Consider the following 24,814-nt stretch of genomic DNA (forward strand, 5'->3'; position numbering starts at 1 on the left):
TTCTAATCGTTTCAACAAAAATACAATTTTTAAAACCTTTTCAAAACAAAAAACTTTGCCCAATTGGGCAAAGTCTAGTATTATCGTTCAAATTTTTATTTTAAGATAAGAAAGTAACCATAAGATAAGAAATACCTGCAACAATAGCTGAAATAGGAATCGTTAATACCCAAGCCCAAAGTAAACTTACGGTAATTCCCCATCTTACTGCAGAAACTCTTTTTGTTAAACCAACCCCAATAATAGAACCTGTAATCGTATGAGTCGTAGATACGGGAATTCCAAAGTGATCCGTAATAAATAGAGTAATCGCTCCCGCTGTTTCTGCACTTACTCCTTCCAGTGAAGTTACTTTTGTAATTTTAGTTCCCATTGTTTTGATAATCTTCCATCCTCCACTCATTGTTCCCAAACCTATTGCCAAGAAGGAAACCAAAGGAACCCAAAGATAATGATCTGCAAAATAATCAAAACGTTGTGCCGAAGGAATATTTAGATAGATAGGATCCTGTAACATTTCTACATGATAAAAAATCAAAGCTGCCCCAATAATTCCCATTACTTTCTGAGCATCATTTAAACCATGTCCCAAACTAAATAATGCGGAAGATGCCAATTGTAATCTTTTAAATGATTGATCTGCTTTATGAGGATTTGATTTTTTATACAGATGTACAATAATTAATGTAATAATAATCGAAATGATCATCCCAATAACGGGTGCCATGAAAATGAAAAGAAAAATAGGAATTACTTTATCAAATTTCACTACACTTTGGTGAGTCACTTGATTAAAAGCGGCTTTACATGTTTCCCAAAGTCCTAAATCCGGCTGTGTTGCTACTACCTGATGATAATCCATCATAAAGGCATGCATTAAGGCTGCTCCTAAAAAACCACCAATCAAAGTATGAGATGATGATGAAGGTATTCCAAACCACCATGTAAGGAGGTTCCATGCAATAGCTGCGATAAGCCCTGAAAATATCACTTCAAGATTAATAAAATTTTCATTTACGGTTTTGGCAATTGTATTACCAATTTTAAATTCTCCAATAATATAAGCTGCGATAAAAAACGCGGCAAAGTTCCATAGTGCTGCCCAGAGCACGGCTTGGAATGGAGTTAAAACTTTTGTTGAAACTATAGTTGCAATTGAATTAGCGGCATCGTGAAAACCATTAATATAGTCGAATATTAATGCCAACGCAATAATAACTATAAGCAAAATAGGAAATTCCATTTGTAAATTATTATTTTTAAGCGTATTTAATCATGATGTTCTCAATCGTATTGGCTACATCTTCTGCTTTATCAGTTACTACTTCAAGATAGTTAAGTACAGACGAAACTTTAATAATATTAATAGCATCTTGACTTTCAAATAATTCTACCATTGAATTGGAAAGAAGATCATCTGCAATATTTTCGATAGAATTCACTTTAATACAAGCTTCTTTTACCTGCTCCATATTTCTAAACCCTTTCAAGTTTTTCATGGCATTCTGGATTTCGATACAAGCTTTATGAATTAATAAAGAAAAATCAGAATATGCCTTCATTTCCGGCGACTTATATAAGAAAATATATTTAGTGGATGCATAGATATAATCTGCAATATCATCCAATCCTGTGGCTAACGTATGGATATCTTCCCTATCGAAAGGAGTGATAAAGTTTTTACCTAATTCTACGAAGATTTCATGAGTAAGTTCATCATTTTTGTGTTCAAAATCGCTCATCTTTTTCAACATTGTATCATCATTAAGATCAAAATCTTTGATACCATGGTTGAATTCCTCAGACATTGCTACCAAGTTATCTGTTACTTTTTCAAAAAGTACAAAGAAGATTTTATCTTTCGGCTGAAAAGCGTGGAAAATATTACCAATTCCCATTGTAAAGTGTTTAATAATTTGTGTGCAAATTTCTTAAAAAAGCCCTTTAACTGGAAGTATATGACGTTAAGTTTTGTTAACATTGCTTTAACCCTTGATTATCAAAAGAAAAAAACCGACTGTGAAGTCGGTTTTTTTTATGAACGTTAAGAGTTTTAGTTAGCTACTTCCGCTCTCATATCTTTTCCTTTAAATTTCATTGAAGGAATATTGCTTAATACATTATCCTTAAATGTTTTTTCCACTTCAAAGAAAGAGAATTTTTCTAAAATTTCTATATCTCCAATTTCAGCTCTTTTCTTGCCTTTACCAGAGGTTGCTTTATTAATAATCTCTAAAACATCGAGTTTTTTCAATTGATCTTTTTTACCAAGATTAAAGAAAAACCTTACCATATTTTCATTTCTTCTTCTTGGTTTCCCACTGCGTTCTCCTCGGTCTCTATCACGATCCCTTCCTCTATCTCGATCTCGATCTCTTCTGTCTCTTCTTGAACCATCATCATCTCTACTGCTTAGTTTTTGCTCAAGTAGATCATGTCTGTCTTTATAATACACCGCAAGATCTTTAAGCTGGACTTGAAGGAGTCTATGAACTAATTCTTCTTTGGTGAATTCAGAAAGATCAGGAATCAGAGCATCATCAAAATCAAAATAATCTTCATGCTCTGCAAATAGACTTTCAAAAACACCTCCTACCTGAGCTTTAATAACAGCATCTCCTGTAGGAACCTTGCCTTCAATAATCTCAATCTTAGTAACAGATTTTATCTGTTTTAATTTTCTGCTTTCTTCCGGTTTAATTAAAGCCATTGAAATTCCATCTTTCCCGGCTCTACCTGTTCTTCCGCTTCTGTGAACAAAAACTTCAGGATCATCAGGTAAAGAATAGTGAATAACGTGAGTCAATGAATTTACATCCAGACCTCTCGCTGCCACATCGGTTGCTACAAGAATATCAATATTTTTCAATCTGAATTTCTTCATTACCGTATCTCTCTGTGCTTGAGAAAGATCACCATGAAGAGCATCTGCTGCATATCCATTTTGCATTAAAAAGTCAGCCACTTCTTGAGTTTCCATTCTCGTTCTGCAGAAAATAATGGAATATTGATTAGGATTTGAATCAATTAATCTTTTAAGAGCTTCTTTTTTCTGACGGTAACCTGCTACATAATACTCATGCTTAATGTTCTTTTTAACTTCGTTAATTGAACCAACAGAGATTCTGTGAGGTTTTGTCAGATAATTTTTAGAAATTCTTTCCACCTCCTTACTCATCGTAGCAGAGAACAAGAATGTTTGTTTAGTTTCAGGAGTTTCACTTAGGATTGTTTCCAATTCATCTTTGAAACCCATTGAAAGCATTTCATCGGCTTCATCTAAAACCAACCAATGAATAGCAGAAAAATCAAGAGCTTTTCTGTTAATAAGGTCGATCACTCTTCCCGGAGTTCCTACAATAATCTGTGGTTTATCCTTTAAAGATCTGATCTGTTCCATAATACTGCTTCCACCATAAACCGCAGTAGTTTTGATGTTTTGCATGTATTTTGAATAATTTTTAATGTCTTTAGCAATTTGAAGACATAATTCTCGTGTCGGACAAAGCACCAATAATTGGATTTTGCGACTCGTATCGTCAATCATATCCAAAATCGGAAGCGAAAACGCTGCAGTTTTGCCTGTCCCAGTCTGCGCAAGTGCGATCAAATCGCGAATATCTGAAAGAATAAAAGGGATAGTCTGTTTTTGGATTTCTGTCGGGCTCTCATAGCCCAATTCGCCAATTGCCTTAAGAATATCAGGACTTAAATTGGTTTCCGTAAATAAATTCATTAAATATTTTAAAATTTTTGCAAAGATACAATTAATATTTGAATTTACTTTTATATATTATTACATTATTGCTAATTTTAACATTCAAAATACTAAAAATTTTAAAGCTTATATAGAAAAAAACGATTTTTTTTATTTTTAATTTAACAAGAGTACAACTCCTTTTTGATTACTAAACTTCCCATTTCACATTCAATTAATTATGAATTGCATAAAAAAAGTGTTATTTGATGTATGAATAGATTTAATTACATTTGAATAAAATAAGAAAATATGTCGGCTATGCTTTCTCAAAAAACTTTTGATTTTTTAAAAAAATTATCAAAAAATAATGACCGTGAATGGTTTAATGATAATAAAAAGCTTTATACAGAAGCTCAAGAAAATGTCATCTCTTTTCTTGAAGAACTGATAAAGGAGATGGGAAGTTTTGACGAAGAACTTGCAAAAATCGATGCTAAAAAATCATTATTTAGAATTTACCGAGATACCCGATTTTCTAAAGATAAATCTCCCTATAAAACCAATTTTGGTGCTTCCTTAGGCATGGGAAAAGGAAGTCAAAAAGGAGGTTACTATCTTCATTTAGAACCTAATAAATCATTTCTTGCCGGAGGAATTTATATGCCTGAATCTTCTGTATTGAAAGAAGTTCGAAAAGAAATTTCTTTATATGGAGAAGATTTTTTAAAAATAGTAAACCATAAAGATTTTAAAAAACACTTTCCCACACTAGATCAGGAAGATAGACTTGTGAAAATACCACAAGGATTTGAAAAAGAAGATCCCATGGCAGAATATTTAAAACTTAAAAGTTTCATTGTGGTGTACAATATAAAAGATGAAGAAATCTTAAATAATAAAAATACAACCAAAGAATTTACCAAAATCTTTAAACTCATGAAGCCCTTCAATGATTTTCTCAATACTCCTTTTCAATAATCATTCTTCACGAAAATGGTTGACCTTATAGAGTCTATTTATTTCTATATCATGCAGAATAAATAGAAAACAACTCATTTTAGTAAGAGTCTCCAAAATCCTCATCCTCATCCTCTTACTATTCAATTTAATAGAAAAACATAAAACATTTAAATATTTAACATTCAACCTATTATATTTCGCTAATTTTAACATTAGTTTAACATTTTTGCGTATCTTTGCCTACTCTTCAAAAATCACAGAATGTCTTTATATCAAAAAATCGCAGAAAATCTACAATATATCAGTCCGAATTTTTACAAAAAAAGATATTTTAAAAAATTAAAAAATCTCACCCAAAATAATTTCTCAGAACGAAATGTAGAGCCTGAATTAGTTTGGATTAAAGATTATTTACCTGAAAATGCTGTGATTTTGGATATTGGAGCCAATGTGGGAACTTTTCTATATCAATTAGAAAGTAAGTTGATTCATAAATATATATATGCTTTTGAACCCAACAAAAAGTTATTCAATCGATTAAAAAGGTTATTCCCCCACATGCAAATATATTCTTTAGCTCTATCTAATGAAAATACCATTGCAGAATTTAAAGTTCCTATCATCAATGGGACTCTGATTCCTTCTCGTGGAACTTTAAATACCTCATTTAAAGAGCAAGGAGAAGAACAAAGTCATACCGAAAAAGTAGAAGTTGTAAAACTTGATGATTGGCCAGTAGCTAAAGATTTTAAGAAGCTCGATTTTATTAAGATTGATGTTGAAGGTAATGAAATGAAAACACTTTTAGGAGCTAAAGAAACCATAAAAAAATTCTTCCCCACTTTAATGGTTGAAATGGAACAAAGACATCATAATACTCCAATCTGGAATGAAATTTCTGAAGTTACATCATGGGGATATGACGCTCAATATCTTAATCGAAATAGTTTTACCCTTGAAAGACTTACAGAAGAAATTCTCACTCAAAATAGTCATGACGAAAAAAACAAAACCGATTATATCAATAATATAATTTTTACCCCTAAAAAATTCTAAAAACATTATGAGTGTAGTAGCAAGACAAGGCTTCAAATATTCCATCATTGGGTATATTGGCTTTTTGTTAGGTACCATTTCCGCTATTTTCATCTTTCCTAATGATTTTGAATTTTATGGAAAACTTCGTTACAGTATGCAGACAGCAGAAATGCTAGTCCCTTTTGTTGTTTTTGGTATTTCTTATTCGAATGTAAAATTTTTTCATACACTTCAAAAGGATGGCAAAAACCAAAATATGCTTTCATTATCCTTACTCGTCGTTCTTATTAATTTTATAATATTCTCAATTATTTTTTTTATTATTCCTTATCTATATCCTCAATTTTTACGATCAGAAGCCTGGAAAATTAAAGAAATTATTCTTCCCCTCATTTTAGTTTTATCATTATGTGCTATTTTCAACAAATATACCTCCAATTATAAAAGAATAGTAGTATCTAATATATTTGATAACTTATTTCCTAAGATTGCTAATTTGGGAGCTTTCTGTTTATTTTTCTATTTTGCTTTATCTCAGAAAATTGCACTCACTTTCTTTTTCGGAATGTTTGCATTAATGTTGTTCGGATATATTTATTATACTAATAAATTAGAAAAAATAAATTTCAATTTTACTACTGATTATTTTAAAAAAGACCAGTTCTGGAAAGAGTTTCTGAATTATAGCTTTTTTGGATTTTTAGGAACGTTTGGGAATTATTTAGCGATCAATAGTTTTATGATTGGGGAATTTTTAGGAATGGAAGAAAACGGAATTTATTCGGTATTATATGCTCTTATCTCTCTCATTTCCATTCCTCAATTAGGACTATTTAATATATCATCTCCCATTATTAGTAAAACACTAGCTGACGGAGATATGGTGGAACTAGACAGATTCCATAAGAAAACTTCTCTATCTCTTTATTTTTTAGGAGCCGTTTTATTTTCTTGTATTGTCGTTGGATTTCCTTATTTGACACAATTTATGCCTAAAAATGGTACCATGCTAAGGGAATACGAACCTGTTATTTGGATTTGGGGCACCGCAGTACTTATTGATCTTGTCACAGGGTTTAATGGAAATATCATCTCTCTTTCAAAATATTATCGTTTCAATATTTTAGTAATGCTTTTACTGGCAGGACTTACTATCAGTCTCAATTTTTACTTTATTAAAAATACCGAGCTAAAGCTTATTGGAATTGCCTTATCTACTGCTATTTCTTTGATAACTTATAACATCGTTAAAATCATATTTAATTATATCGTTTTCAAGGTATCTCCTTTAACCATTGATATGATTTTTGTAACCATTATCTGTACGTTAGCCATTACGGTAACCATTGTACTTCCCAATTTTGATAATAATTTAATCAATCTGATGTATAAACCAGCCATGGTACTCATTCTAATTTATATTGGAAATTATTTTACAAAGGTTTTCCCCATCGAAGATTATCTTAATATGAAATTCATTAAAAGTATTTTTAAGTTTAAATAGAAATAAGAGTATCTACTATTTTTTCCAATTTCTCTTTCACGATAGAATACCTATAGGATTCCTGAAAATCGAAAGAAGCATTTTTAAGCTCCTCAAATTGTTGTATAATATTTTCTTGTTCAGGAATAATAAAATCTAATTTGGATTGATAAAAGGAAGGAAAAACAGCTAATTTTCCAAATTTAATAGCATCCCCCAAGTTTCCAGTCATTTTTGTTTCTCCATACTTTTCCGGCTGACTAAAAAAAACAGTTTGTGATTGGATCGGACACCATAAAATATCTGCTTTCTTCATCCAAAAGTCAAAGTCTTGTTGTGAAACTCTTTCGGAAAAATATAAAATTTTAATATTCTTCGGTAAATCTGTCGATATTTTCTGAAGTTGCATCAATTCATGCCCCTTTGCTTTTCCTAAAAACACAAATGTAAAAAAGCTAGAAGATGTTATATTTTGAATGATTTTAAATACATGCTCATAATCTCTCCTTTTTTGAGAGACACTTCCGGGAATGACAATATGTAACTGTTTATTAGGAATTACTCTTTCGGTATATCTATTGTAAAAAACCGGTAAAAGTGTATACTTATCTGATGCTAACTCTTCATCTAGTACTAAAAGTCCTTTTGCATCATGGTATGGTTTTGAAAAATAATACAAACCTTCTTTCCACCATAATTTTAATCTAAAAATTACATCTTCCTTAAAAACACTTTTCATGACATTCATCTTTGAAGCCTTGATAAAGTTCAGATTGTGAGCAATAATGAGCGTCTGGTATTTTTTAACAATTACTTGAAAAGTATTAAAATACCTATGCACTGTTCCAATAATAATAAGATCATACTTTTTAAGTTTCAACTGATCCAAAATCATGGAACTATCAGATAAAAAGATGGCGTTTTTTTCTTCTCTTATTTGTTTATAGATCTTTTCAGAAAAATAATAATCTACCGCAAATTCTTTTGAATCCTCCATAACTTCAATGAAATTTTGGGCAATTTCAGCATGGGTATCAATTTCTATATAAGCGATTTTTCTCAAAGTATTATACGTTTTAGGTCGGAATTAATAAAAAAGGTCACTCATTTATCTTTTACATTTTCAGCCATTTATTTCTCAACATTTTCCAACGTTGATGATTGATTACTTTTTGTTCATCCTTCGTAACTTTTAGCTGTAATTTTTCTAAACGGCAGTTTTCATAAGATCTAACAATGTTAAGAAAAAAAGAAATGGATTTGCTTTTTACGGCTTCTTTCGCTGAAGCAATATAAGCAAGAGACCTACTTAATCCCAAAAAATAAAAATATTTCCCATAATACTCTGCCGGTCTTATCGTATAGTCAGCCCCTTTAATTTTAATGAGTTTTACCTGCAATTCCGGCAAAACGACTTCTTTCCATCCTAAATTTTCAAGCAAAATAGAATCAATATTATCCCAACCCAACGTTTCTCGTAAACCTCCAATCTGAATGAAGCATTCTTTTCTATACGCTTTAACAGGTCCCCTCACATGTTTCTTATTGGAATTGCCTTCATATATCCATTCTCCATTGTTTTCAACATACAACAACCCTCCTATCAATCCATATTTTGGATTATTTGTAAATGCATTGGCTATAGTTTCCAAATAGTCGGAAGGAAAAATAACATCTGCATCAAACTTACAAATAATATCAAATTCTTCAAGTCTCTGAGTAGCTAGCCCCTTCTTGAAAGCACTGACCACTTTTGAACCTGGTTGATGAACCGATTTTTCAAGATTAATAGTTTCAAAACAAGAATCTTGTTTAGTAAATTGTTGTATAATATCAGGAGTTTGATCTGTAGAACCATCATTAACGATAACTATCTTAATCTCCTTATAACTTTGATGTTGCAAAGAATGTAACGTAGATCTAATATTACTTTCTTCATTATGGGCAGGAATAATGATTAAAAATTTCACTTCAAAAAATGTATTAAAAATCTTCATTTGAAACGTAAAAGATTCAAATGAAGATCTATTTTATCTGCTACAAAAATACTTATTTATTGTGTGGACTCAGCATATTTTTAGGATCAAGAATATCATCTAATTTTTCTTGAGTAAGAATTCCTTTCTCCAATACTAAATTATATACACTTTTTCCTGTTTCCAATGCCTCTTTAGCAATTTGAGTAGATTGTTTATATCCGATATAAGGATTTAGAGCAGTTACGATTCCAATACTATGTTTAACCATATTAAGACATACCTCCTTATTTGCCGTAATTCCTGTTATGCACTTTTCTCGAAGAGTATCCAACGCATTACAAAGAAAATGAATATTCTCCATAATCGCATGAGAAAGCACAGGTTCCATCACATTAAGCTGTAACTGTCCAGCTTCTGCTGCAAAAGTCACCGTAAGATCATTCCCTATCACTTTAAAGCAAACTTGATTGACTACTTCTGGAATGACCGGATTCACTTTTCCAGGCATAATGGATGATCCTGGTTGCATAGGTGGAAGATTAATTTCGAAAAGCCCTGTTCTCGGACCTGAAGAAAGCAATCTTAAATCATTGCATATTTTTGATAATTTTACAGCAAGACGTTTCATGGCGGAAGAATAAATAACATACGAACCTGTATCAGGAGTTGCTTCCACTAAATTGGGAGCAGAAATAATCTGAAAACCTGTAATCTGCGCTAAATTTTTAGCACATAGAGAGGCATACCCTACCGGAGCATTGATTCCTGTTCCAATAGCTGTTGCTCCCATATTTACTTCCACAAATAAGCTGGCATTATTATTCAGCTTTGAAATATCTTCTTCCAAAGTAGCCGCAAATGCTTCAAACTCTTGTCCCAAAGTCATAGGAACAGCATCCTGAAGCTGCGTTCTTCCCATTTTTATCACATCATGAAATTCTTTTCCCTTAGCCCGAAAGGCCTCTACAATTTTCTGCAGTTTTTCTACCAATCTAACGTTCATTTGCAATAGCCCTATTTTAATAGCTGTAGGATAGGCATCGTTCGTAGATTGAGAAAGATTAATATGGTCATTTGGTGAACAAAACTCGTATTGTCCTTTATTTTTTCCCATTTTCTCCAAAACCCTGTTTGCAATAACTTCATTTGCATTCATATTAATTGAAGTTCCAGCCCCTCCTTGAATCATATCTACAGGAAATTGCTCATGAAATTGCCCATCAATAATCTCCTCGCAAGCTTCAATAATTTTGAAATACAAACTTTCATCAAGCAAACCTAGCTCATAATTGGTTTTAGCCGCCGCTTTTTTTACGAAAGCAAGTCCTTTGATAAACTCAGGATATGCGGATAAAAGTTGCCCCGAAATTTTAAAATTGTTAATTGCCCTTTGGGTTTGCACTCCGTAATATGCATTTACAGGAACTTCAAGCTCACCTAATAGATCACTTTCTCTTCGGAAATTTTCCATTTCAGATATTTTTTATTTATCACTTTAATTATCATAAAAACGTATAACGCGTTGATATGTTTTACGTTTTTATTTGGTAGCATATTTTAGATTCAAAGCTTGTAGTATGGCCCATGTTTCGGCATCCATAATTCCACTAAAATTTTGTGGACGGAAATGATATTGAAAAGCTTCAATTGTTTTTTTGGTCGCATCATCCCACTTTCCACTAGGATCTACTCCATATCCAAATTTTTGCAATTGCGTTTGAATATTGAAAATAAATGAGGGCTCATAATATTTTGTAGTGAAGTCAATGGATGCTAAATCATAAAAACTTTTTTTCATTTCTTCATCATACCACATCCCGATCTGATACTGTTCATACAATCTTTTCCATGGAAACATTGGGCCTGGATCTTGTTTTCGAGTTGGAGCAATATCTGCATGTCCCAATACGTTGGTGGGAGGGATCTGATATCGGGTAATAATATCTTTAGCCAATGCCGCTACTTTTCTAATCTGCTCATCACTGAAAGAGGCAAATACTCTATTCCCCATCGCATCGGTAGTATATCCTGAATTGACAATTTCAACACCAATTGATGTATCGTTCAAGTTTTTATCATTTCTCCAGGAGCTGATTCCCGCATGATAAGCCCGTTTATTTTCATCAACTAATTGATAGATTTCATTATCTCCAGTATTATTCACCAAATAATGGGAACTTACGTTCTGCTCTGTAAGTACAGTAATCGATTTATCATCTAATAATGCGGTATAATGTAGAATAAGATATTTCTGTCTAAAATTCTGTGCAATTGCCGGAAAATAGGTTTTTACGACTTTATATCCTATTGGTTTGGCAGAAACGATAGATCCATAACTGGCTGTATTATCATTTTTAGTGACATCTCCAATATTAGTAGTAAAAAATTCTACCCCATGCTCATTGGTCACTTGTGGTTTTGGTTTTTCCGAAACCCCTGTCTTTACTACCGTTTTTGGCTGTGTCACGGGTTTTGGGGGACTGTAAGATTTTTTTTTCACATTCTTCTGCGAGGTACATGAAAAAACAAAGGTCGTTAATCCGATGATATATAATATCTTACGCATTGATTTATTTTTTTAGCTCGTTTATTACCTCAAAAATACGCAAAATTTTCCTGAAAAATATTTGGTAAATAAAGAAATCTATTCTATATTTGCACTCGCAATAAAGGAACAACGATCATTAAAAAATCAAAATAAACGGAGGGTTGCCGGAGTGGTTAACGGAGCAGTTTGCTAAACTGTCGACGCGAAAGTGTCGCAAGGGTTCGAATCCCTTACCCTCCGCTCTCTTATATTTTCGGGGCGTAGCGTAGTCCGGTCATCGCGCCTGGTTTGGGACCAGGAGGTCGCAGGTTCGAATCCTGCCGCCCCGACATTTTTTAAAGCTTATCATTCCTAAGCAAAAATCAACTTTTAAGGGTGCGTAGCTCAGCTGGATAGAGCATCTGCCTTCTAAGCAGACGGTCAAAGGTTCGAATCCTTTCGCGCTCACGTAAGGAGACACTATTTTATAGTCGTCTCTTTTTTTATTTCAAAAATCTAACCCCATATTATTTAGATCAGAATCTCCATATTGGAATACATCAAAAAAGTTGGGTAAAAATCAAGCTTTTATTCTTCCTAATATCGTGCTAATTCAACTACAACATTTACCAACTTGACTACTTTTAGCAAATCAATAATGTAGAATTTTACAGGAGAATTTAGAAATCTAATGATATGCAAAACGAACTCAAAGGAAAAGTAATTGTTATTACAGGAGCGAGCTGTGGAATAGGTAAAACCATAGCAATAACATTGGCAAAAAATGGTGCAAAAGTCGTTTTAGGTGCTCGCAGGACGAAAGAGCTTGAGCAGATTGTTGAAAAAATTAGGAATGAGGAAGGTGAAGCCATTTTTTTAAAAACAGATGTCAAGAACAAAACTGACCTGATTAAGCTGGTCAATACAGCTATAGAAATCCATGGAAAATTAGATGTTATTGTAAACAATGCAGGCATTTGTCAACTTAGCAGAATTGACGATTTAGATACTGAAGGTTGGGAAGAAATGATTGACATTAACCTGAAAGGTGTTTTATATGGAATGGCTGCAACAATTCCTTTTTTCAAAAAACAACAATCAGGACATATTATCAATATCATTTCAACAGCGGGAATACAGCTTCGTCCTATGTTAGGTGTGTATGCAGGAACAAAAAACGCAGTTCGTACCATTTCAGAAGTGTTTCGTCAAGAATCCGATGGAACAATAAGAATCACAGGAATTTCACCAGGTTTTGTTAAAACCAATTTTGCCCAAAATATAAAAAATAAACAAATGAAAATAGCCATTTCTAACAATATGGACCAATTTGGCATTGATCCCGAGGCTATTGCCAATGCTATCATGTATGCTATAAGCCAACCCAAGGATGTAGAAATTGGCGATATTGTGATTCGTCCTTCGGTACAAAATTGATTATATTTGAAATATTGAACAATGAAATCTAAATCAGATATACATAATTTTAGCAGTATCTCTCAATTAGCACGCTACTTGGGACAACCAGCCCCCTTACATCCATTAGTTGCATTGATTGATTATAACAATGTTTCAGCCAATTTATTTGAAAATGGAACGAAAATCAGTCTAGATTTTTATAAAATTTCATTTAAGAATAACTTCAATGGACAAATAAAATATGGTCAGAGCCATTATGATTTTGAAGAAGGTGGATTGGCTTTTCTAAAACCCAAACAAATAGTCATTTCTTCTGATAACTTAGCCAGCTACGAAGGTTATGTATTATACTTTCATCCCGATTTTATTAGAGGCTATCCATTAGGTAATCTAATAAATCAATATGGCTTTTTTTCATATGCCGTTTCTGAAGCATTATTTTTATCTGCCAAAGAAAAAAATATTATCATCAATGTATTCAATACAATAGCCCACGAATTAGAAAGTAATATTGATCAATTCAGTCAGGACATTTTGATTTCTCAAATTGAATTGCTGTTGAATTATAGCAATCGTTTTTATCATCGTCAGTTTATTACCCAAAAAACAGTAAATCACGAAATCATCAACTCATTGGACCATTTACTAGATGAATATTTTGGTAATAGTTACGGCTTAAATGAAGGGCTACCATCTGTGAATTACTTCAGCAGTCAATTAAATGTATCACCACGCTATTTAAGTGATATATTACGTTCATTAACCGGCCAGAACACACAGCAATATATTCAAAGCAAAATAATTGAGCAATCAAAAGATTTACTGAGTTCAACTTCCTTTTCTGTCGCAGAGATTGCTTATAAATTAGGCTTTGAACATCCACAATCATTCAACAAACTATTTAAAACAAAAACCAATCTTTCGCCTTTGGCATTCAGACAATCATTCAATGCCAATTAAAAATCTGAATGGATCAACATCCTTATCCTGAATTACATTTTTTAAATCTAAATTTTGAACACTGATCATACACCGAAGAATAAAATAGGATTAATAGAGAAATGAGGAAATCAATTGTACTCTATTCTAACAATTACATTTTGAAGATCCTCAAATCAAATGGGCATACTATTTTTTCTATTTAAAAGAAAAAGAAGCCATTAGCCCTTTATCAATTAGTCTTATAAAAAAAATAAAAATATTTTTTCATGTTTTTCTTTTTTAATTTAAAAAAGTATCTTATATTTGCAGCCTCAAAAACGAAGTAAAATTCATTAAAATTTTAACTTCTACGGGGCGTAGCGTAGTCCGGTCATCGCGCCTGGTTTGGGACCAGGAGGTCGCAGGTTCGAATCCTGCCGCCCCGACTACAAAAAAATTAAGGGTGCGTAGCTCAGCTGGATAGAGCATCTGCCTTCTAAGCAGACGGTCAAAGGTTCGAATCCTTTCGCGCTCACTACCTTAAAATCAAGTCTTTACAGTAATGTAGAGACTTTTTTATTTTCGCTAAAGTCTGGATAAGCATCGGATATTTCAGTAAACACAAAGAATCTACAATTATCTAAACAAAAAGTGAAACTCACCTACTTTTTTGAACAAAATTCAAGTAAAATCTACTTTTACAAAAATATCTAAAATTTCAAAATTTGTTTTTGCCATAAAATTCTAAGCTATTAAAATGATCTTTCGCATTTCTAGATAAACCAACCTATTTCACCTATAATTTTTATAATAACTTTTAAATCAAATTATAATATAATACATTCTGTCGTTGATTCGCTTAAATAATGGCAGGGGATTTAAGGGGTGATTAATAATTTTCACAACTCATTCAATTTCCGTAAAATTGCAAACCAATACGGAGCAGACCAAGATACAAGGAGAACCATACATGGGGCAACCTCAAAGAATAGCAGTATGCTATCGAGATTCTTTACTGTACATGAAGGATTGGGAAATATAATAATTGAATACAATCGAAATAGGCAAAAGAATACAGGATTAAAAATGGCACCTGCAAATGTTGAGTATAAACAAAATTAATTATTACAATGTTAAATAAAGTTTGTTTCATCTTATTATTTATTATTTTTCCAGAACTTCACCCAAAGATTCACCTATAAGCTCTTTGAGACAAGGATTTATAATAAAATTTATACTGAACCTCTCTAAAAGTATACAAGAAATATTTTTAGCAGCATCTCACCAATGTATGTCATTAATGAAACGCTACTTATTTTATTTTAACTTAAATGTATTTCCATCCCAAAGATATATTCTGGAGGAACTCTTTTTCTTTTCCCTATCATGATCATCTTTCACCATTTCTTCCATTTTAAAAATAAAACTATTTGGAATTCCTTTTTTATCGTTAGGAAAAATAAGCTCTTCACTATGATAAAAAACATCTGCGTCTCCAACGTTCATTAATTGCGGAAGAGCCATTAATTTTTTATTTCGAAAAAGAACATACTGATCATAACTTGCAATTCCACAAGCTTCTCCAGAAACGGTCGCTTTTAAAGTTAAATCTACATTTTGAAGCTTATGATTACTTTCAATAGTGAACATTGCAAAGTTTAAGCTTTCTTCGGAGCCTGTATTAAAAGAAACTTCATCAATTAATACTCCACCCTCCATCACTTTTATTGCTGCAATATTTTGCTGTACCGTTATATTATTGAATTCTTTATCTTTTCTATTGATTGTTTTTGTCACCCCGAAAAGAAAATCATATCCGTTTTTATTTCTATATCCTATACAAAGGTTTCCACCCCAAATATACCCTTCTAGAACTTGAGCATCTTTTTGATAAGACACTTTATACCAATTGGCTATTCTTTCACCTAACTTTAAAACAGTTTCATCTTTTTTAAGAATCATAATCTGTTGGTTCGTATGCAAAGAGTCCAACATGGGAGCATTTACGTTGGGAGCTTGTCTCACTCTTGTCCAATCCGTAAATATTTTCTGTGTTTTGTTTTCTTCAAATTGAAAAATCCCATTAGCATAGGTATATTCTTCTTGAGCAGAAAAAATTTGGATCAGTGATAAAAATAAAATAGTAAATAAAGACTTCATAAAAGCATTTTACTATTTTTCTAACAATAAACATACCCATTCTTCACGTTGTAGCTGTTTTTTCAATTCAAGTTTGCAATCTCTACATACTTCCAAAATATCATCCACATCAAAAAAACACAACCCTGAAAGCAACAATTTCCCTCCATCATTCAGTACAGAAACATAGGTAGGAATATCGGAAATAAGAATATTTCTATTGATATTTGCTAGAATAATATCATACCTTTCATTTCCCAAATTATCAGCAGTCCCCTGTTCAATATCTAACTCAACCCCATTTCGTTGTGCATTTTCTTTTGAATTTTCAACAGACCATTCATCAATATCAATTGCTTTTACTTTTCCTGCCCCCTTCTGTTTAGCATAAATCGCCAACACGGAGGTTCCACATCCCATATCCAAGACTTTCTTTTCTTTAAAATCAATATCCATCATTTGTTGAATCATCAAATGCGTAGTAGGATGATGTCCCGTTCCAAAAGACATTTTGGGCTGAATAACAATTTCATGCATCCCTTGAACCGATTCATGAAACTCAGCTCTGATTAACACTTTATCCTCTATATTTATGGGAGAAAAATTCTTTTCCCACTCTTCATTCCAGTTAATATTAGGCATTTCTTGAAAAGAATACTCAATATTTACCTCCTTGTTCTGAAAAAGAGGAAGTGCTTTTAATTCCTCTTCATTAAATAAGTCTTTCTGTATATATCCTAAAATTCCATCGATCTCTTCTGTAAAACTATCAAAGCCTATTTCAATAAGTTCGGCCATCAATATTTCATTCCAAGGCTGAAGGGGAGATATCTTAAAATTGAATTCTAAATAATTTTGCATGTAGTTAATTTGCTGCAAAAGTAAATATTTAAAAAATGAAATGAAATTAAGTTTTAATCTAACCTTTCAAAAAGGAAAAAAAAGAAAAGCTACCTCATTGTAGAGATAGCTTCTATTCAATTTATATTTCTACTGAAATCGACTATGGATTTGTAGAAAAAATAGAACCGTTGGCAATCAACGCTCTTCTATTCATTTTTAAAATATCTCTTACCCATTCCGCAAAATCCTCCGGCTGAAGAACTTTATCCGGATTACCATCTGTAAGCCCTCCTTGAATACTCATATCTGAAGCAATCGTACTTGGAGTCAACGTAATAACCCTAATATTTTGCTTTCTCCACTCGGCCATCATCGATTGTGACAAAGAGATAACAGCCGCTTTAGAAGCTGCATAAGCAGACATATTTGGGCCACCTTTTAATCCTGCTGTAGAGGCTACGTTTACAATATCTCCTTCATTATTTGCCTTCATAAACGGATATACAGCTTTTGCAGCATAATATACTCCAAAAAGGTTCGTTTTAATCACCTGCTCCCACGTTTCAGATGACATTTCTTCAATGGATCCAAAATCTCCAATTCCAGCGTTGTTTACTAAAATATCAATCCCTCCTAATCTTTCTACTAAACTTGTAATCCCTTCTTTTACAGAGCCTTCATTATCCATACTAAAAACAGCATATTCAGCTTTCACTCCTAGTTTTTGTATTTCATCAACTGTTGTTTTGAGATTTTCCTCGTTTCTTCCTGTGATAGCCACATTCACACCTTCATTCGCCAACACTAAAGCAACGGCTCGACCAAGACCTCTCCCACCACCTGTAATGATAGCATTTTTTCCTCTCATATTCATACTAATTTTATTTTTATTTTCTACACAAATTTACAAAACAACATTTTTAAATGATCACAAAATTGAGAATTTAATTGAATTTTAAATACCATTCAAACACCCATTGTTCTCTTCATCTTCAATTTTAATCCTGAACCAACTATTGAGCTCCTTTTCATTCAGCTATATCATTAAAAAAATTTGCTTCTTTATAAAGAAACAAATGCGAAAAATCAGTAGTATATTATGATATTACTGATTTTTTAATTCATTGGGTATATTAGTTGTAATAAAACCTATTCCTTGTTTTTTCAATTGGTTAAACACAGTAACATCATTAACGGTCCATGAGTTAGTAATTAAACCTAATCGATTGGCTTCAGCAATCCATGTAGGGTTTTTCTGAAAAACCTCATAATGATAATCAAGTCCATCAAGTCCTTCCTTCATAATCTGCTCTGGTGATAATTCTCCGTTAAGATATTGAACTTTAAAGCCTGAGGCAAGTTTCTTAATTTCTTTACAAATATGTAAACTAAATGAAATAAACTCTATTTGTGAATCCAACTTCATATCTTTAACCTGCTTAAGCACTTTTTGAACCATTTCCTTTTCTAAATTATCAGATTTAGCAGGCTTAATTTCAACAATTAATTTTACGGAAGAATCCTTCTTTCCTTGTTTTAAATAATCTTCCAAAGTAGGAAGCTTCTCCCCATTGGATAACTTTACTTTTTCCAGAGCTTTAAAATCCGTTTCAGATATTTCCATTTTCTCATGATGTTCATCATGATTAACCACTAAAATACCATCTTTACTCATTCTCACATCAAATTCAGCTCCATAAATTTTTAATTTCTGTGCATTTTCTAATGATTGAATAGAATTTTCGGTTGTTAAAGGCTGAGACTGAAAATAACCTCTGTGGGCAATAATTTGGGTTTGTGATTTCATTAATATAGTACTTAAAACAGTGAACCCTAATATAAAATTTTTCATTAAATCAGATAATATAAATTAAATAAAATTATCCATAAATATAGCCATTATAGACATAAAAAATATCCATTAATAAATAAAATTAAGAATTACACATTGATATAAATTATACCTATATCATTTAATTAACTTTGAAAGCCTTATTAATTTTTAAGTTTATCGATTACGGCTTATTGTAATTTAATGACAATATTTATTTTTCTTATTTTCTAAATGAAATTACTTTGGTTATTTTTGCTTGAAAGAATAGAATTACAATGTCAGAAAACATTCAACAAAAGATAGAACAGCTTCGTAAAGATCTTCATCAACATAATGAAAACTATTATCTTTTGGATACTCCCACCATATCAGATTACGAATTTGATCTATTATTACAGGAACTCCAGGGCCTAGAAGCTCAATATCCTGAATTTCATGACGAAAACTCTCCTACAATGCGTGTAGGTGGTGGTATAACAAAAGTTTTCCCAACTATTCAACATAAATTCAGAATGTACTCATTAGATAATTCTTATGACTTTAATGATCTTGAAGAATGGGAAAAAAGAATTATTAAAACTATTAATGATCCCGTAGAATTTGTCGCAGAATTAAAATATGACGGTGCTTCTATTTCTATTCTTTATACTGATGGAAAACTTACTCAGGCCGTAACGCGTGGAGATGGATTCCAGGGAGATGAAATAACACCCAATATTCGTACTATTTCTGACATCCCTTTAACATTAAAAGGAGATTTTCCCAATCATTTTTTTATGCGTGGTGAAATTTATTTAACCCGAAAAAATTTTGATAAAATCAATACACAGCGCGAAGAAGAAGGATTGGATCCTTTCATGAATCCTCGAAATACAGCCAGCGGAAGTTTAAAGATGCAGGATAGTGCTGAAGTAAGAAAACGTGGGCTCTCTTCTGTTTTATACCAATTTGTATCGGAAGAAACTTCTGTGGAAACCCATTGGGAATTGCTTGAAAAAGCAAAATCATGGGGCTTTAAAACCTCTCAACAAGCAAAGCTTTGTAAGACACTGAATGATGTAAAAGAATTTATTAGTTTCTGGGATGTTGAACGCCATACTTTACCTTTCGAAATTGATGGGATTGTTTTAAAAGTAAATTCGTTACAACAACAGAGACAACTGGGATATACCGCTAAATCACCTCGTTGGGCTATGGCCTATAAATTCAAGGCCGAAAAAGTAGAAACAGAATTACAAAGTGTTTCATATCAAGTAGGAAGAACGGGTGCCATCACTCCTGTTGCTAACCTAAAACCAGTTCTATTAGCCGGAACTATCGTAAAAAGAGCTTCTCTACATAATGAGGATATCATAAAAAAACTTGATCTTCATGAAAACGATTTTGTATATGTAGAAAAAGGAGGTGAAATTATTCCTAAAATTGTAGGAGTAAATACCGAAAAAAGAACTTTAGACAATAGAGAAATAGAATATATAAAACATTGTCCTGAATGTGGAACTGAACTGGTAAAAGTAGAAGATCAAGCCATTCATTTTTGCCCCAATGAGCTTCACTGCCCACCACAAGTGATAGGACGAATGATTCATTATGTTTCTAGAAAAGCATTGAACATTGAAAATCTAGGAAGCGAAACCATAGAACAACTTTATAAGGAAAAACTCATAGAAAATCCTGCAGATTTATATGTTTTAACCAAAGAACAGCTTCTTCCATTGGAAAGAATGGCTGAAAAATCAGCTCAAAATATCATCTCAGGGGTTGAAAAATCTAAGGAAATTCCTTTTGAAAAAGTTCTTTATGGAATTGGAATAAAACATGTGGGTGAAACTGTTGCCAAGAAACTTGTAAAAAACTTCTCTACTATTGAAGAACTGAAAAGTGCTACTATTGAAGAACTTTGCCAGGTGGAAGATATCGGAACCAAAATAGCCATTAGTATTGTTGATTTCTTCCAAAACCCTGAAAATGTTTTAATGATAGAACGTCTAAAATCTTATGGAGTACAATTAGAAAAAGGCGAAAACAACCATGAGCTCTTATCCGATATACTAGAAAATAAAACATTTCTCTTTACAGGAAAACTATCTTTATTTACACGGGAACAAGCAGAAGAGATGGTAGAAAAACATGGCGGTAAAAATATTTCTGCCGTTTCCAAAAATTTGAATTATTTAGTAGTAGGAGAAAAAGCAGGTAGCAAACTGAAAAAAGCTCAAGACATTGGAACCATCGTAATTCTCGATGAGCAAGAGTTTTTGGATTTGATAGAAAAACAATAAGCAAATTTAACCACAGATATTTACTAAAAAGCACTCAGGACGATTAAATGATAATCCTAAGTGCTTTTTTAATAAGCATCAATTAGATTTTCAACAAGATTTATCGTAATTTTATGCTAATAAATTAATTGAAACAAAATGGAATTCTTAAAAGATCACTCCATTCAAAATGAGCTCCTTCTGATATTCATCTCTGTTTTTATGGGTACTTTAATTGGTGCCGAGCGGGAATATAGAAATAAGTCAGCTGGATTACGGACTTTCATCCTCGTTTCCTTTGGTTCTTGCTTATTCACTATACTCTCAATTAAAATTGGCATCGACAATCCAGATCGTATAGCTGCTAATATTATTACCGGAATTGGTTTTTTGGGAGCTGGTGTTATTTTTAAGGGTGACAGTAAAATCGATGGAATTACAACTGCCACTACTATTTGGGCGACATCCTCTATAGGAATGGCAATCGGATCAGGGTATGTTTATTTATCCCTTTTAGGAACCGCTTTAGTATTACTTACCCTTAGCTCTCTCACGTATCTAGAATTTCAAATTGACAAAAATCACAAAATAAGAGAGTATAAGATTAGTCTTTTAAATACTGAAGATATTCTCTACTGTGAAACTCTTTTTAAAAAATATCATTTAAAATATACTGTTTCTAAACAACAATATTCACAGGAAAACCTCACTACAATTTGGATTCTAACCGGTAAAAAAAAATCTCATGAATTACTTATCCAGGAGCTTCAAAACAATCCTAGAATAGGGGCATACCAATTTTAAAATAATCCGTTATTTTTTATTAAGAATATATAAATCCTTATTAGGTCCATCAATGGAATGGCCATTCGTATCAAGAAGGACCATTTTATTTTCTCCTACTTTATAAATATAATTAACAGTATTCCCTTTCAATGTAATCATATTTCCTGTAGAATCCCATTGAAAAATGCCTCGATCTTTATTGTTAAATTTCTTTTCTAAATATTCTTCCGATATAGAAAAAGTCTTATTTTTATATAATGTGATAATAGTTTTAATTCCAGCACAATCTGCACAAGGAATTACAGCCTCATAAGTTCCTTCCCAGTCCAAAGAATTTTGTGAATTATGCTCACTTACATTGATGGCTAAATTATCTATAGAAGAATACATAGATGTAGAATCCGTTTTCTGATTTAAATTCACCACTTGAGGTTTTGTTTTAGGAGAGCAAGAAAATAAGAAAGCGACTGCCAAAAATCCTAAAACGCATGATTGATTCATAATGATTATTTATATTTTAACATTAGGCCTTATCGATCGATCAACAATTAAGCCAAAAACACAAAATAAGTTAAAAAATTACTATAAATTATAATTTATAATAAATATTTAAAAGAAAAAATAAAACAATTTAAAAAATAATTTTCCCAAACAATACTCAAATATGCTTATTATTAATAAATTACAATACAATAACTCTTAATTCTACATTTGTCATCCTAATATCTTTTTTTTCTTTGTAAATTCGGACAAAATTTTGATTATGACAAAAAAGATACTCCTATCTGTATTTCTTTTGCCAGCTACTATGGCTTTTGCGCAACAATATGGAGGCATGTGGATCCCAACAGAATTGAATGAAAAAGAAATGAAAGATCTGGGAATGAAAATTTCTGCCAAAGACATTTTCAATCCACAAAAAACAAGTATAAAGGATGCTGTAGTTCAGTTTAATGGTGGATGTACCGCTGAAATTATCTCACCCAAAGGTCTTTTACTTACCAATCATCATTGTGGATATGGGCAGATCCAGGCACATTCAACTGTTCAAAACGATCTTTTAACCAATGGTTTTTGGGCAAAAAATAATGATGGTGAGCTACCTAATCCGGGTTTAAAAGTAGATTTCATTGTAGATATTAAAGATGTTTCTCATCAAATTTTAGAAGGCACTGACAATTTGGCAGAGCCTGAGCTTTCAAAAAAAGTTAACAGCAATATTGAATTCTATAAAAATGCTCAAAAAATAGAATCCTATCAATCTATCTCTGTAAAACCCATGTACTATGGTAATAAATATTATGCCTATACCATTGATACCTATAAAGATATCCGACTGGTAGGTACACCTCCACAAAGTATAGGTAAATTTGGTTCAGATACAGATAATTGGGTATGGCCAAGACATACTGGCGATTTTTCTATGTTCAGAATCTATGCGGATAAAAACAATAAACCTGCAGAGTATTCAAAGGATAATATTCCTTACGTTCCCAAGCACTATCTTCCCGTTTCTATCAAAGATAAAAACGAAAATGACTTCACCTTCGTATTTGGTTTTCCAGGAAAAACAACTGAATACCTTCCTGCCATTGCGGTGGACAAAATCATGAAAGATATTGATCCTGCAAAAATTGCAGTGCGTGAAATCGCATTAAAAACATTAAATGAAAAAATGCGTACCGATGATGCGACACGTATCAAGTACGCTTCAAAATATGCTTCTGTAGCTAACTACTGGAAAAAATGGATCGGTGAAATAGAGGGATTAAAAAAATCCAACGCCGTTGAGAAAAAGAAAAGATACGAAACTTCCTTAATTTCCAAAAATCAAGAGATTAAAACTACTTTAGATCAATTAAATAATTTATACAATGATCAGGCTCCTTATGCATTATTTAATGCATACTACACAGAAGTCATCAAAAATGCTGAAACGCTAAAGCTTGCTGAAGACTATTATAACTACATTAGTGCTGTAGAAGCTGGAAAAATGAATGAAAAAGAACTTAATAAATTAAAAGACAAACTAAGTTCTTTTTATAAAGATTATAGTGCAGAGCTAGATGCAAAAGTCACAGCAAAGCTATTGGCTTTATATGCTCATAAAATACCTCAACAGTCTTTACCGTCAGATTTTGATAAATACAAAGATGAAACACAAAATATTCCGATTATAGAGAATATTTCCAACCATTCAATTATTACTGGAAAATCTGAGATTAATGGAACATCTACAAGTACAGATATACAAAAAGCATTCTCTAATCAGGATAAGCTCATTGAAACATTAAAAAAAGATCCTGTTTATCTGTTATACACATCGATAAGAGAAGCGTATATGAAAAATACAGATTCTCAATTCAACGCTTTGCAAAATAAAATTGATGTTCTACAGAAAAAATATATGGCACAACAAATGGCCACGGATAAGGAAAGAAAGTTCTTTCCGGATGCTAATTCCACCCTTCGCGTTACTTATGGAAAAGTAAAAGGTTCTACGCCAAGAGATGCAGTTTCTTATGATTATCAAACTCATTTAGCCGGTGTCATAGAAAAATATATCCCCGGAGATTACGAATTTGATGTTCCCCAAAAACTTCTCGAGCTTTACAATAAAAAAGATTTCAGTATTTATAAAGATAAAACAGGAGATGTTCCGGTAGGATTTACTGCTACCAATCATACAACAGGAGGAAACTCTGGAAGCCCTGCACTCGATGCATATGGAAATCTTATAGGACTAAATTTTGACAGACAATGGGAAGGAACAATGAGTGATATCAACTACGATCCACGCTTTAGTAGAAATATCATGGTGGACACAAAATATATTCTTTTTATCATTGATAAATTTGCAGATTCGAAATGGCTTATTGATGAAATGAAAGTAATAAAATAATTTTACAATATCTCAAGAAAAT

At 32.1% G+C, this 24,814-nt stretch carries 20 protein-coding genes and 5 tRNA genes; 13 read left to right on the forward strand and 12 right to left on the reverse strand.

The annotated features are described in order from the left end of the window. Nucleotides 1-100: 100 nt before the first annotated feature. The 3 genes from CHRY9293_RS04800 to CHRY9293_RS04810 form a co-directional block, all read right to left on the reverse strand. A complete protein-coding gene (locus CHRY9293_RS04800) occupies nucleotides 101-1,243 on the reverse strand; it encodes an inorganic phosphate transporter (protein ID WP_162031836.1) in 1,143 nt (380 codons plus the stop codon). 16 nt (nucleotides 1,244-1,259) lie between these two features. Further along, complete coding sequence (locus tag CHRY9293_RS04805) at nucleotides 1,260-1,898, reverse strand: DUF47 domain-containing protein (protein WP_122547980.1); 639 nt, start codon at nucleotides 1,896-1,898, stop codon at nucleotides 1,260-1,262. A 155-nt stretch (nucleotides 1,899-2,053) separates the two neighbouring features. Further along, nucleotides 2,054-3,736 (reverse strand): DEAD/DEAH box helicase, encoded by a 1,683-nt coding sequence (locus tag CHRY9293_RS04810; protein ID WP_162031837.1) that lies wholly within the window; start codon nucleotides 3,734-3,736, stop codon nucleotides 2,054-2,056. Nucleotides 3,737-4,018: 282 nt separating this feature from the next. Between CHRY9293_RS04810 and CHRY9293_RS04815 the strand changes: the two genes are divergently transcribed. From CHRY9293_RS04815 to CHRY9293_RS04825, 3 genes are all read left to right on the forward strand, one after another. Beyond that, complete coding sequence (locus tag CHRY9293_RS04815; protein ID WP_228455471.1) at nucleotides 4,019-4,678, forward strand: DUF2461 domain-containing protein; 660 nt, start codon at nucleotides 4,019-4,021, stop codon at nucleotides 4,676-4,678. A 243-nt stretch (nucleotides 4,679-4,921) separates the two neighbouring features. After that, entirely contained in the window at nucleotides 4,922-5,716 is a 795-nt protein-coding gene (locus CHRY9293_RS04820) for an FkbM family methyltransferase (RefSeq protein ID WP_162031839.1), read from the forward strand. A 7-nt stretch (nucleotides 5,717-5,723) separates the two neighbouring features. Further along, a complete protein-coding gene (locus CHRY9293_RS04825; RefSeq protein ID WP_162031840.1) occupies nucleotides 5,724-7,202 on the forward strand; it encodes a lipopolysaccharide biosynthesis protein in 1,479 nt (492 codons plus the stop codon). Here the strand turns inward: CHRY9293_RS04825 and CHRY9293_RS04830 are convergent. The 4 genes from CHRY9293_RS04830 to CHRY9293_RS04845 all read right to left on the reverse strand — a co-directional run bounded on the left by CHRY9293_RS04830 (nucleotide 7,195) and on the right by CHRY9293_RS04845 (nucleotide 11,726). Further along, complete coding sequence (locus tag CHRY9293_RS04830) at nucleotides 7,195-8,244, reverse strand: hypothetical protein (RefSeq protein ID WP_162031841.1); 1,050 nt, start codon at nucleotides 8,242-8,244, stop codon at nucleotides 7,195-7,197. The genes CHRY9293_RS04825 and CHRY9293_RS04830 overlap by 8 nt on opposite strands. A gap of 52 nt (nucleotides 8,245-8,296) precedes the next feature. Continuing rightward, nucleotides 8,297-9,151, reverse strand: a complete 855-nt coding sequence (locus tag CHRY9293_RS04835; protein WP_162031842.1) for a glycosyltransferase — start codon at nucleotides 9,149-9,151, stop codon at nucleotides 8,297-8,299. A gap of 79 nt (nucleotides 9,152-9,230) precedes the next feature. After that, the gene (gene aspA, locus CHRY9293_RS04840; protein ID WP_162031843.1) at nucleotides 9,231-10,631 is read right to left on the reverse strand and encodes an aspartate ammonia-lyase; all 1,401 of its coding nucleotides are present in this window, start codon (nucleotides 10,629-10,631) and stop codon (nucleotides 9,231-9,233) included. 69 nt (nucleotides 10,632-10,700) lie between these two features. Further along, nucleotides 10,701-11,726 carry an N-acetylmuramoyl-L-alanine amidase gene (locus CHRY9293_RS04845; RefSeq protein ID WP_162031844.1) on the reverse strand — a complete coding sequence of 342 codons (1,026 nt, stop codon included), beginning with the start codon at nucleotides 11,724-11,726 and terminating at the stop codon, nucleotides 10,701-10,703. Nucleotides 11,727-11,863: 137 nt separating this feature from the next. Between CHRY9293_RS04845 and CHRY9293_RS04850 the strand changes: the two genes are divergently transcribed. The 7 genes from CHRY9293_RS04850 to CHRY9293_RS04880 all read left to right on the forward strand — a co-directional run bounded on the left by CHRY9293_RS04850 (nucleotide 11,864) and on the right by CHRY9293_RS04880 (nucleotide 14,562). Then, a tRNA-Ser gene (locus CHRY9293_RS04850) sits at nucleotides 11,864-11,948 on the forward strand. Nucleotides 11,949-11,962: 14 nt separating this feature from the next. After that, nucleotides 11,963-12,037, forward strand: a tRNA-Pro gene (locus CHRY9293_RS04855). 44 nt (nucleotides 12,038-12,081) lie between these two features. Continuing rightward, nucleotides 12,082-12,155, forward strand: a tRNA-Arg gene (locus tag CHRY9293_RS04860). Nucleotides 12,156-12,383: 228 nt separating this feature from the next. After that, nucleotides 12,384-13,124 carry an SDR family oxidoreductase gene (locus tag CHRY9293_RS04865; RefSeq protein WP_162031845.1) on the forward strand — a complete coding sequence of 247 codons (741 nt, stop codon included), beginning with the start codon at nucleotides 12,384-12,386 and terminating at the stop codon, nucleotides 13,122-13,124. A 21-nt stretch (nucleotides 13,125-13,145) separates the two neighbouring features. Continuing rightward, entirely contained in the window at nucleotides 13,146-14,066 is a 921-nt protein-coding gene (locus CHRY9293_RS04870; RefSeq protein ID WP_162031846.1) for a helix-turn-helix domain-containing protein, read from the forward strand. Nucleotides 14,067-14,398: 332 nt separating this feature from the next. After that, a tRNA-Pro gene (locus CHRY9293_RS04875) sits at nucleotides 14,399-14,473 on the forward strand. A gap of 15 nt (nucleotides 14,474-14,488) precedes the next feature. Continuing rightward, nucleotides 14,489-14,562 (forward strand) — tRNA-Arg (locus tag CHRY9293_RS04880). 782 nt (nucleotides 14,563-15,344) lie between these two features. On the opposite strand, the gene CHRY9293_RS04885 is transcribed toward CHRY9293_RS04880, so the two are convergent. The 4 genes from CHRY9293_RS04885 to CHRY9293_RS04900 form a co-directional block, all read right to left on the reverse strand. Beyond that, entirely contained in the window at nucleotides 15,345-16,187 is an 843-nt protein-coding gene (locus tag CHRY9293_RS04885; protein WP_162031847.1) for an SH3 domain-containing protein, read from the reverse strand. A gap of 12 nt (nucleotides 16,188-16,199) precedes the next feature. Then, complete coding sequence (gene prmA / locus CHRY9293_RS04890) at nucleotides 16,200-17,027, reverse strand: 50S ribosomal protein L11 methyltransferase (protein ID WP_162031848.1); 828 nt, start codon at nucleotides 17,025-17,027, stop codon at nucleotides 16,200-16,202. A gap of 142 nt (nucleotides 17,028-17,169) precedes the next feature. Then, a complete protein-coding gene (locus CHRY9293_RS04895; RefSeq protein ID WP_162031849.1) occupies nucleotides 17,170-17,883 on the reverse strand; it encodes a 3-ketoacyl-ACP reductase in 714 nt (237 codons plus the stop codon). A gap of 231 nt (nucleotides 17,884-18,114) precedes the next feature. Further along, nucleotides 18,115-18,816, reverse strand: coding sequence for a glycerophosphodiester phosphodiesterase family protein (locus CHRY9293_RS04900; protein ID WP_228455472.1), 702 nt, complete (start codon nucleotides 18,814-18,816; stop codon nucleotides 18,115-18,117). Between the two features lie 302 nt (nucleotides 18,817-19,118). Here CHRY9293_RS04900 and ligA point away from each other — a divergent pair, with 302 nt between their 5' ends. Both ligA and CHRY9293_RS04910 read left to right on the forward strand, forming a co-directional pair. Continuing rightward, on the forward strand, nucleotides 19,119-21,125 hold the full coding sequence (gene ligA / locus CHRY9293_RS04905; protein ID WP_162031851.1) for an NAD-dependent DNA ligase LigA: 2,007 nt from the start codon (nucleotides 19,119-19,121) through the stop codon (nucleotides 21,123-21,125). A 138-nt stretch (nucleotides 21,126-21,263) separates the two neighbouring features. Further along, nucleotides 21,264-21,908, forward strand: coding sequence for an MgtC/SapB family protein (locus CHRY9293_RS04910; RefSeq protein WP_162031852.1), 645 nt, complete (start codon nucleotides 21,264-21,266; stop codon nucleotides 21,906-21,908). A 9-nt stretch (nucleotides 21,909-21,917) separates the two neighbouring features. Here CHRY9293_RS04910 and CHRY9293_RS04915 read toward each other — a convergent pair whose 3' ends face one another. Next, nucleotides 21,918-22,391, reverse strand: a complete 474-nt coding sequence (locus CHRY9293_RS04915; protein ID WP_162031853.1) for a copper resistance protein NlpE — start codon at nucleotides 22,389-22,391, stop codon at nucleotides 21,918-21,920. 262 nt (nucleotides 22,392-22,653) lie between these two features. Here CHRY9293_RS04915 and CHRY9293_RS04920 point away from each other — a divergent pair, with 262 nt between their 5' ends. After that, nucleotides 22,654-24,792, forward strand: coding sequence for a S46 family peptidase (locus CHRY9293_RS04920; protein ID WP_162031854.1), 2,139 nt, complete (start codon nucleotides 22,654-22,656; stop codon nucleotides 24,790-24,792). Nucleotides 24,793-24,814 lie beyond the last annotated feature (22 nt).

It is taken from the genome of Chryseobacterium potabilaquae, assembly GCF_902728265.1.
Lineage (GTDB): Bacteria > Bacteroidota > Bacteroidia > Flavobacteriales > Weeksellaceae > Chryseobacterium > Chryseobacterium potabilaquae.

Coding starts and splice junctions, on each gene's coding strand:
- CHRY9293_RS04800 (WP_162031836.1), bottom strand. CDS start 1,243: ATGGAATTTCCTATTTTGCTTATAGTTATTATTGCGTTGGCATTAATA.
- CHRY9293_RS04805 (WP_122547980.1), bottom strand. CDS start 1,898: ATGGGAATTGGTAATATTTTCCACGCTTTTCAGCCGAAAGATAAAATC.
- CHRY9293_RS04810 (WP_162031837.1), bottom strand. CDS start 3,736: ATGAATTTATTTACGGAAACCAATTTAAGTCCTGATATTCTTAAGGCA.
- CHRY9293_RS04815 (WP_228455471.1), top strand. CDS start 4,019: ATGCTTTCTCAAAAAACTTTTGATTTTTTAAAAAAATTATCAAAAAAT.
- CHRY9293_RS04820 (WP_162031839.1), top strand. CDS start 4,922: ATGTCTTTATATCAAAAAATCGCAGAAAATCTACAATATATCAGTCCG.
- CHRY9293_RS04825 (WP_162031840.1), top strand. CDS start 5,724: ATGAGTGTAGTAGCAAGACAAGGCTTCAAATATTCCATCATTGGGTAT.
- aspA (WP_162031843.1), bottom strand. CDS start 10,631: ATGGAAAATTTCCGAAGAGAAAGTGATCTATTAGGTGAGCTTGAAGTT.
- CHRY9293_RS04845 (WP_162031844.1), bottom strand. CDS start 11,726: ATGCGTAAGATATTATATATCATCGGATTAACGACCTTTGTTTTTTCA.
- CHRY9293_RS04865 (WP_162031845.1), top strand. CDS start 12,384: ATGCAAAACGAACTCAAAGGAAAAGTAATTGTTATTACAGGAGCGAGC.
- CHRY9293_RS04870 (WP_162031846.1), top strand. CDS start 13,146: ATGAAATCTAAATCAGATATACATAATTTTAGCAGTATCTCTCAATTA.
- CHRY9293_RS04885 (WP_162031847.1), bottom strand. CDS start 16,187: ATGAAGTCTTTATTTACTATTTTATTTTTATCACTGATCCAAATTTTT.
- prmA (WP_162031848.1), bottom strand. CDS start 17,027: ATGCAAAATTATTTAGAATTCAATTTTAAGATATCTCCCCTTCAGCCT.
- CHRY9293_RS04895 (WP_162031849.1), bottom strand. CDS start 17,883: ATGAATATGAGAGGAAAAAATGCTATCATTACAGGTGGTGGGAGAGGT.
- CHRY9293_RS04900 (WP_228455472.1), bottom strand. CDS start 18,816: ATGAAATCACAAACCCAAATTATTGCCCACAGAGGTTATTTTCAGTCT.
- ligA (WP_162031851.1), top strand. CDS start 19,119: ATGTCAGAAAACATTCAACAAAAGATAGAACAGCTTCGTAAAGATCTT.
- CHRY9293_RS04910 (WP_162031852.1), top strand. CDS start 21,264: ATGGAATTCTTAAAAGATCACTCCATTCAAAATGAGCTCCTTCTGATA.
- CHRY9293_RS04915 (WP_162031853.1), bottom strand. CDS start 22,391: ATGAATCAATCATGCGTTTTAGGATTTTTGGCAGTCGCTTTCTTATTT.
- CHRY9293_RS04920 (WP_162031854.1), top strand. CDS start 22,654: ATGACAAAAAAGATACTCCTATCTGTATTTCTTTTGCCAGCTACTATG.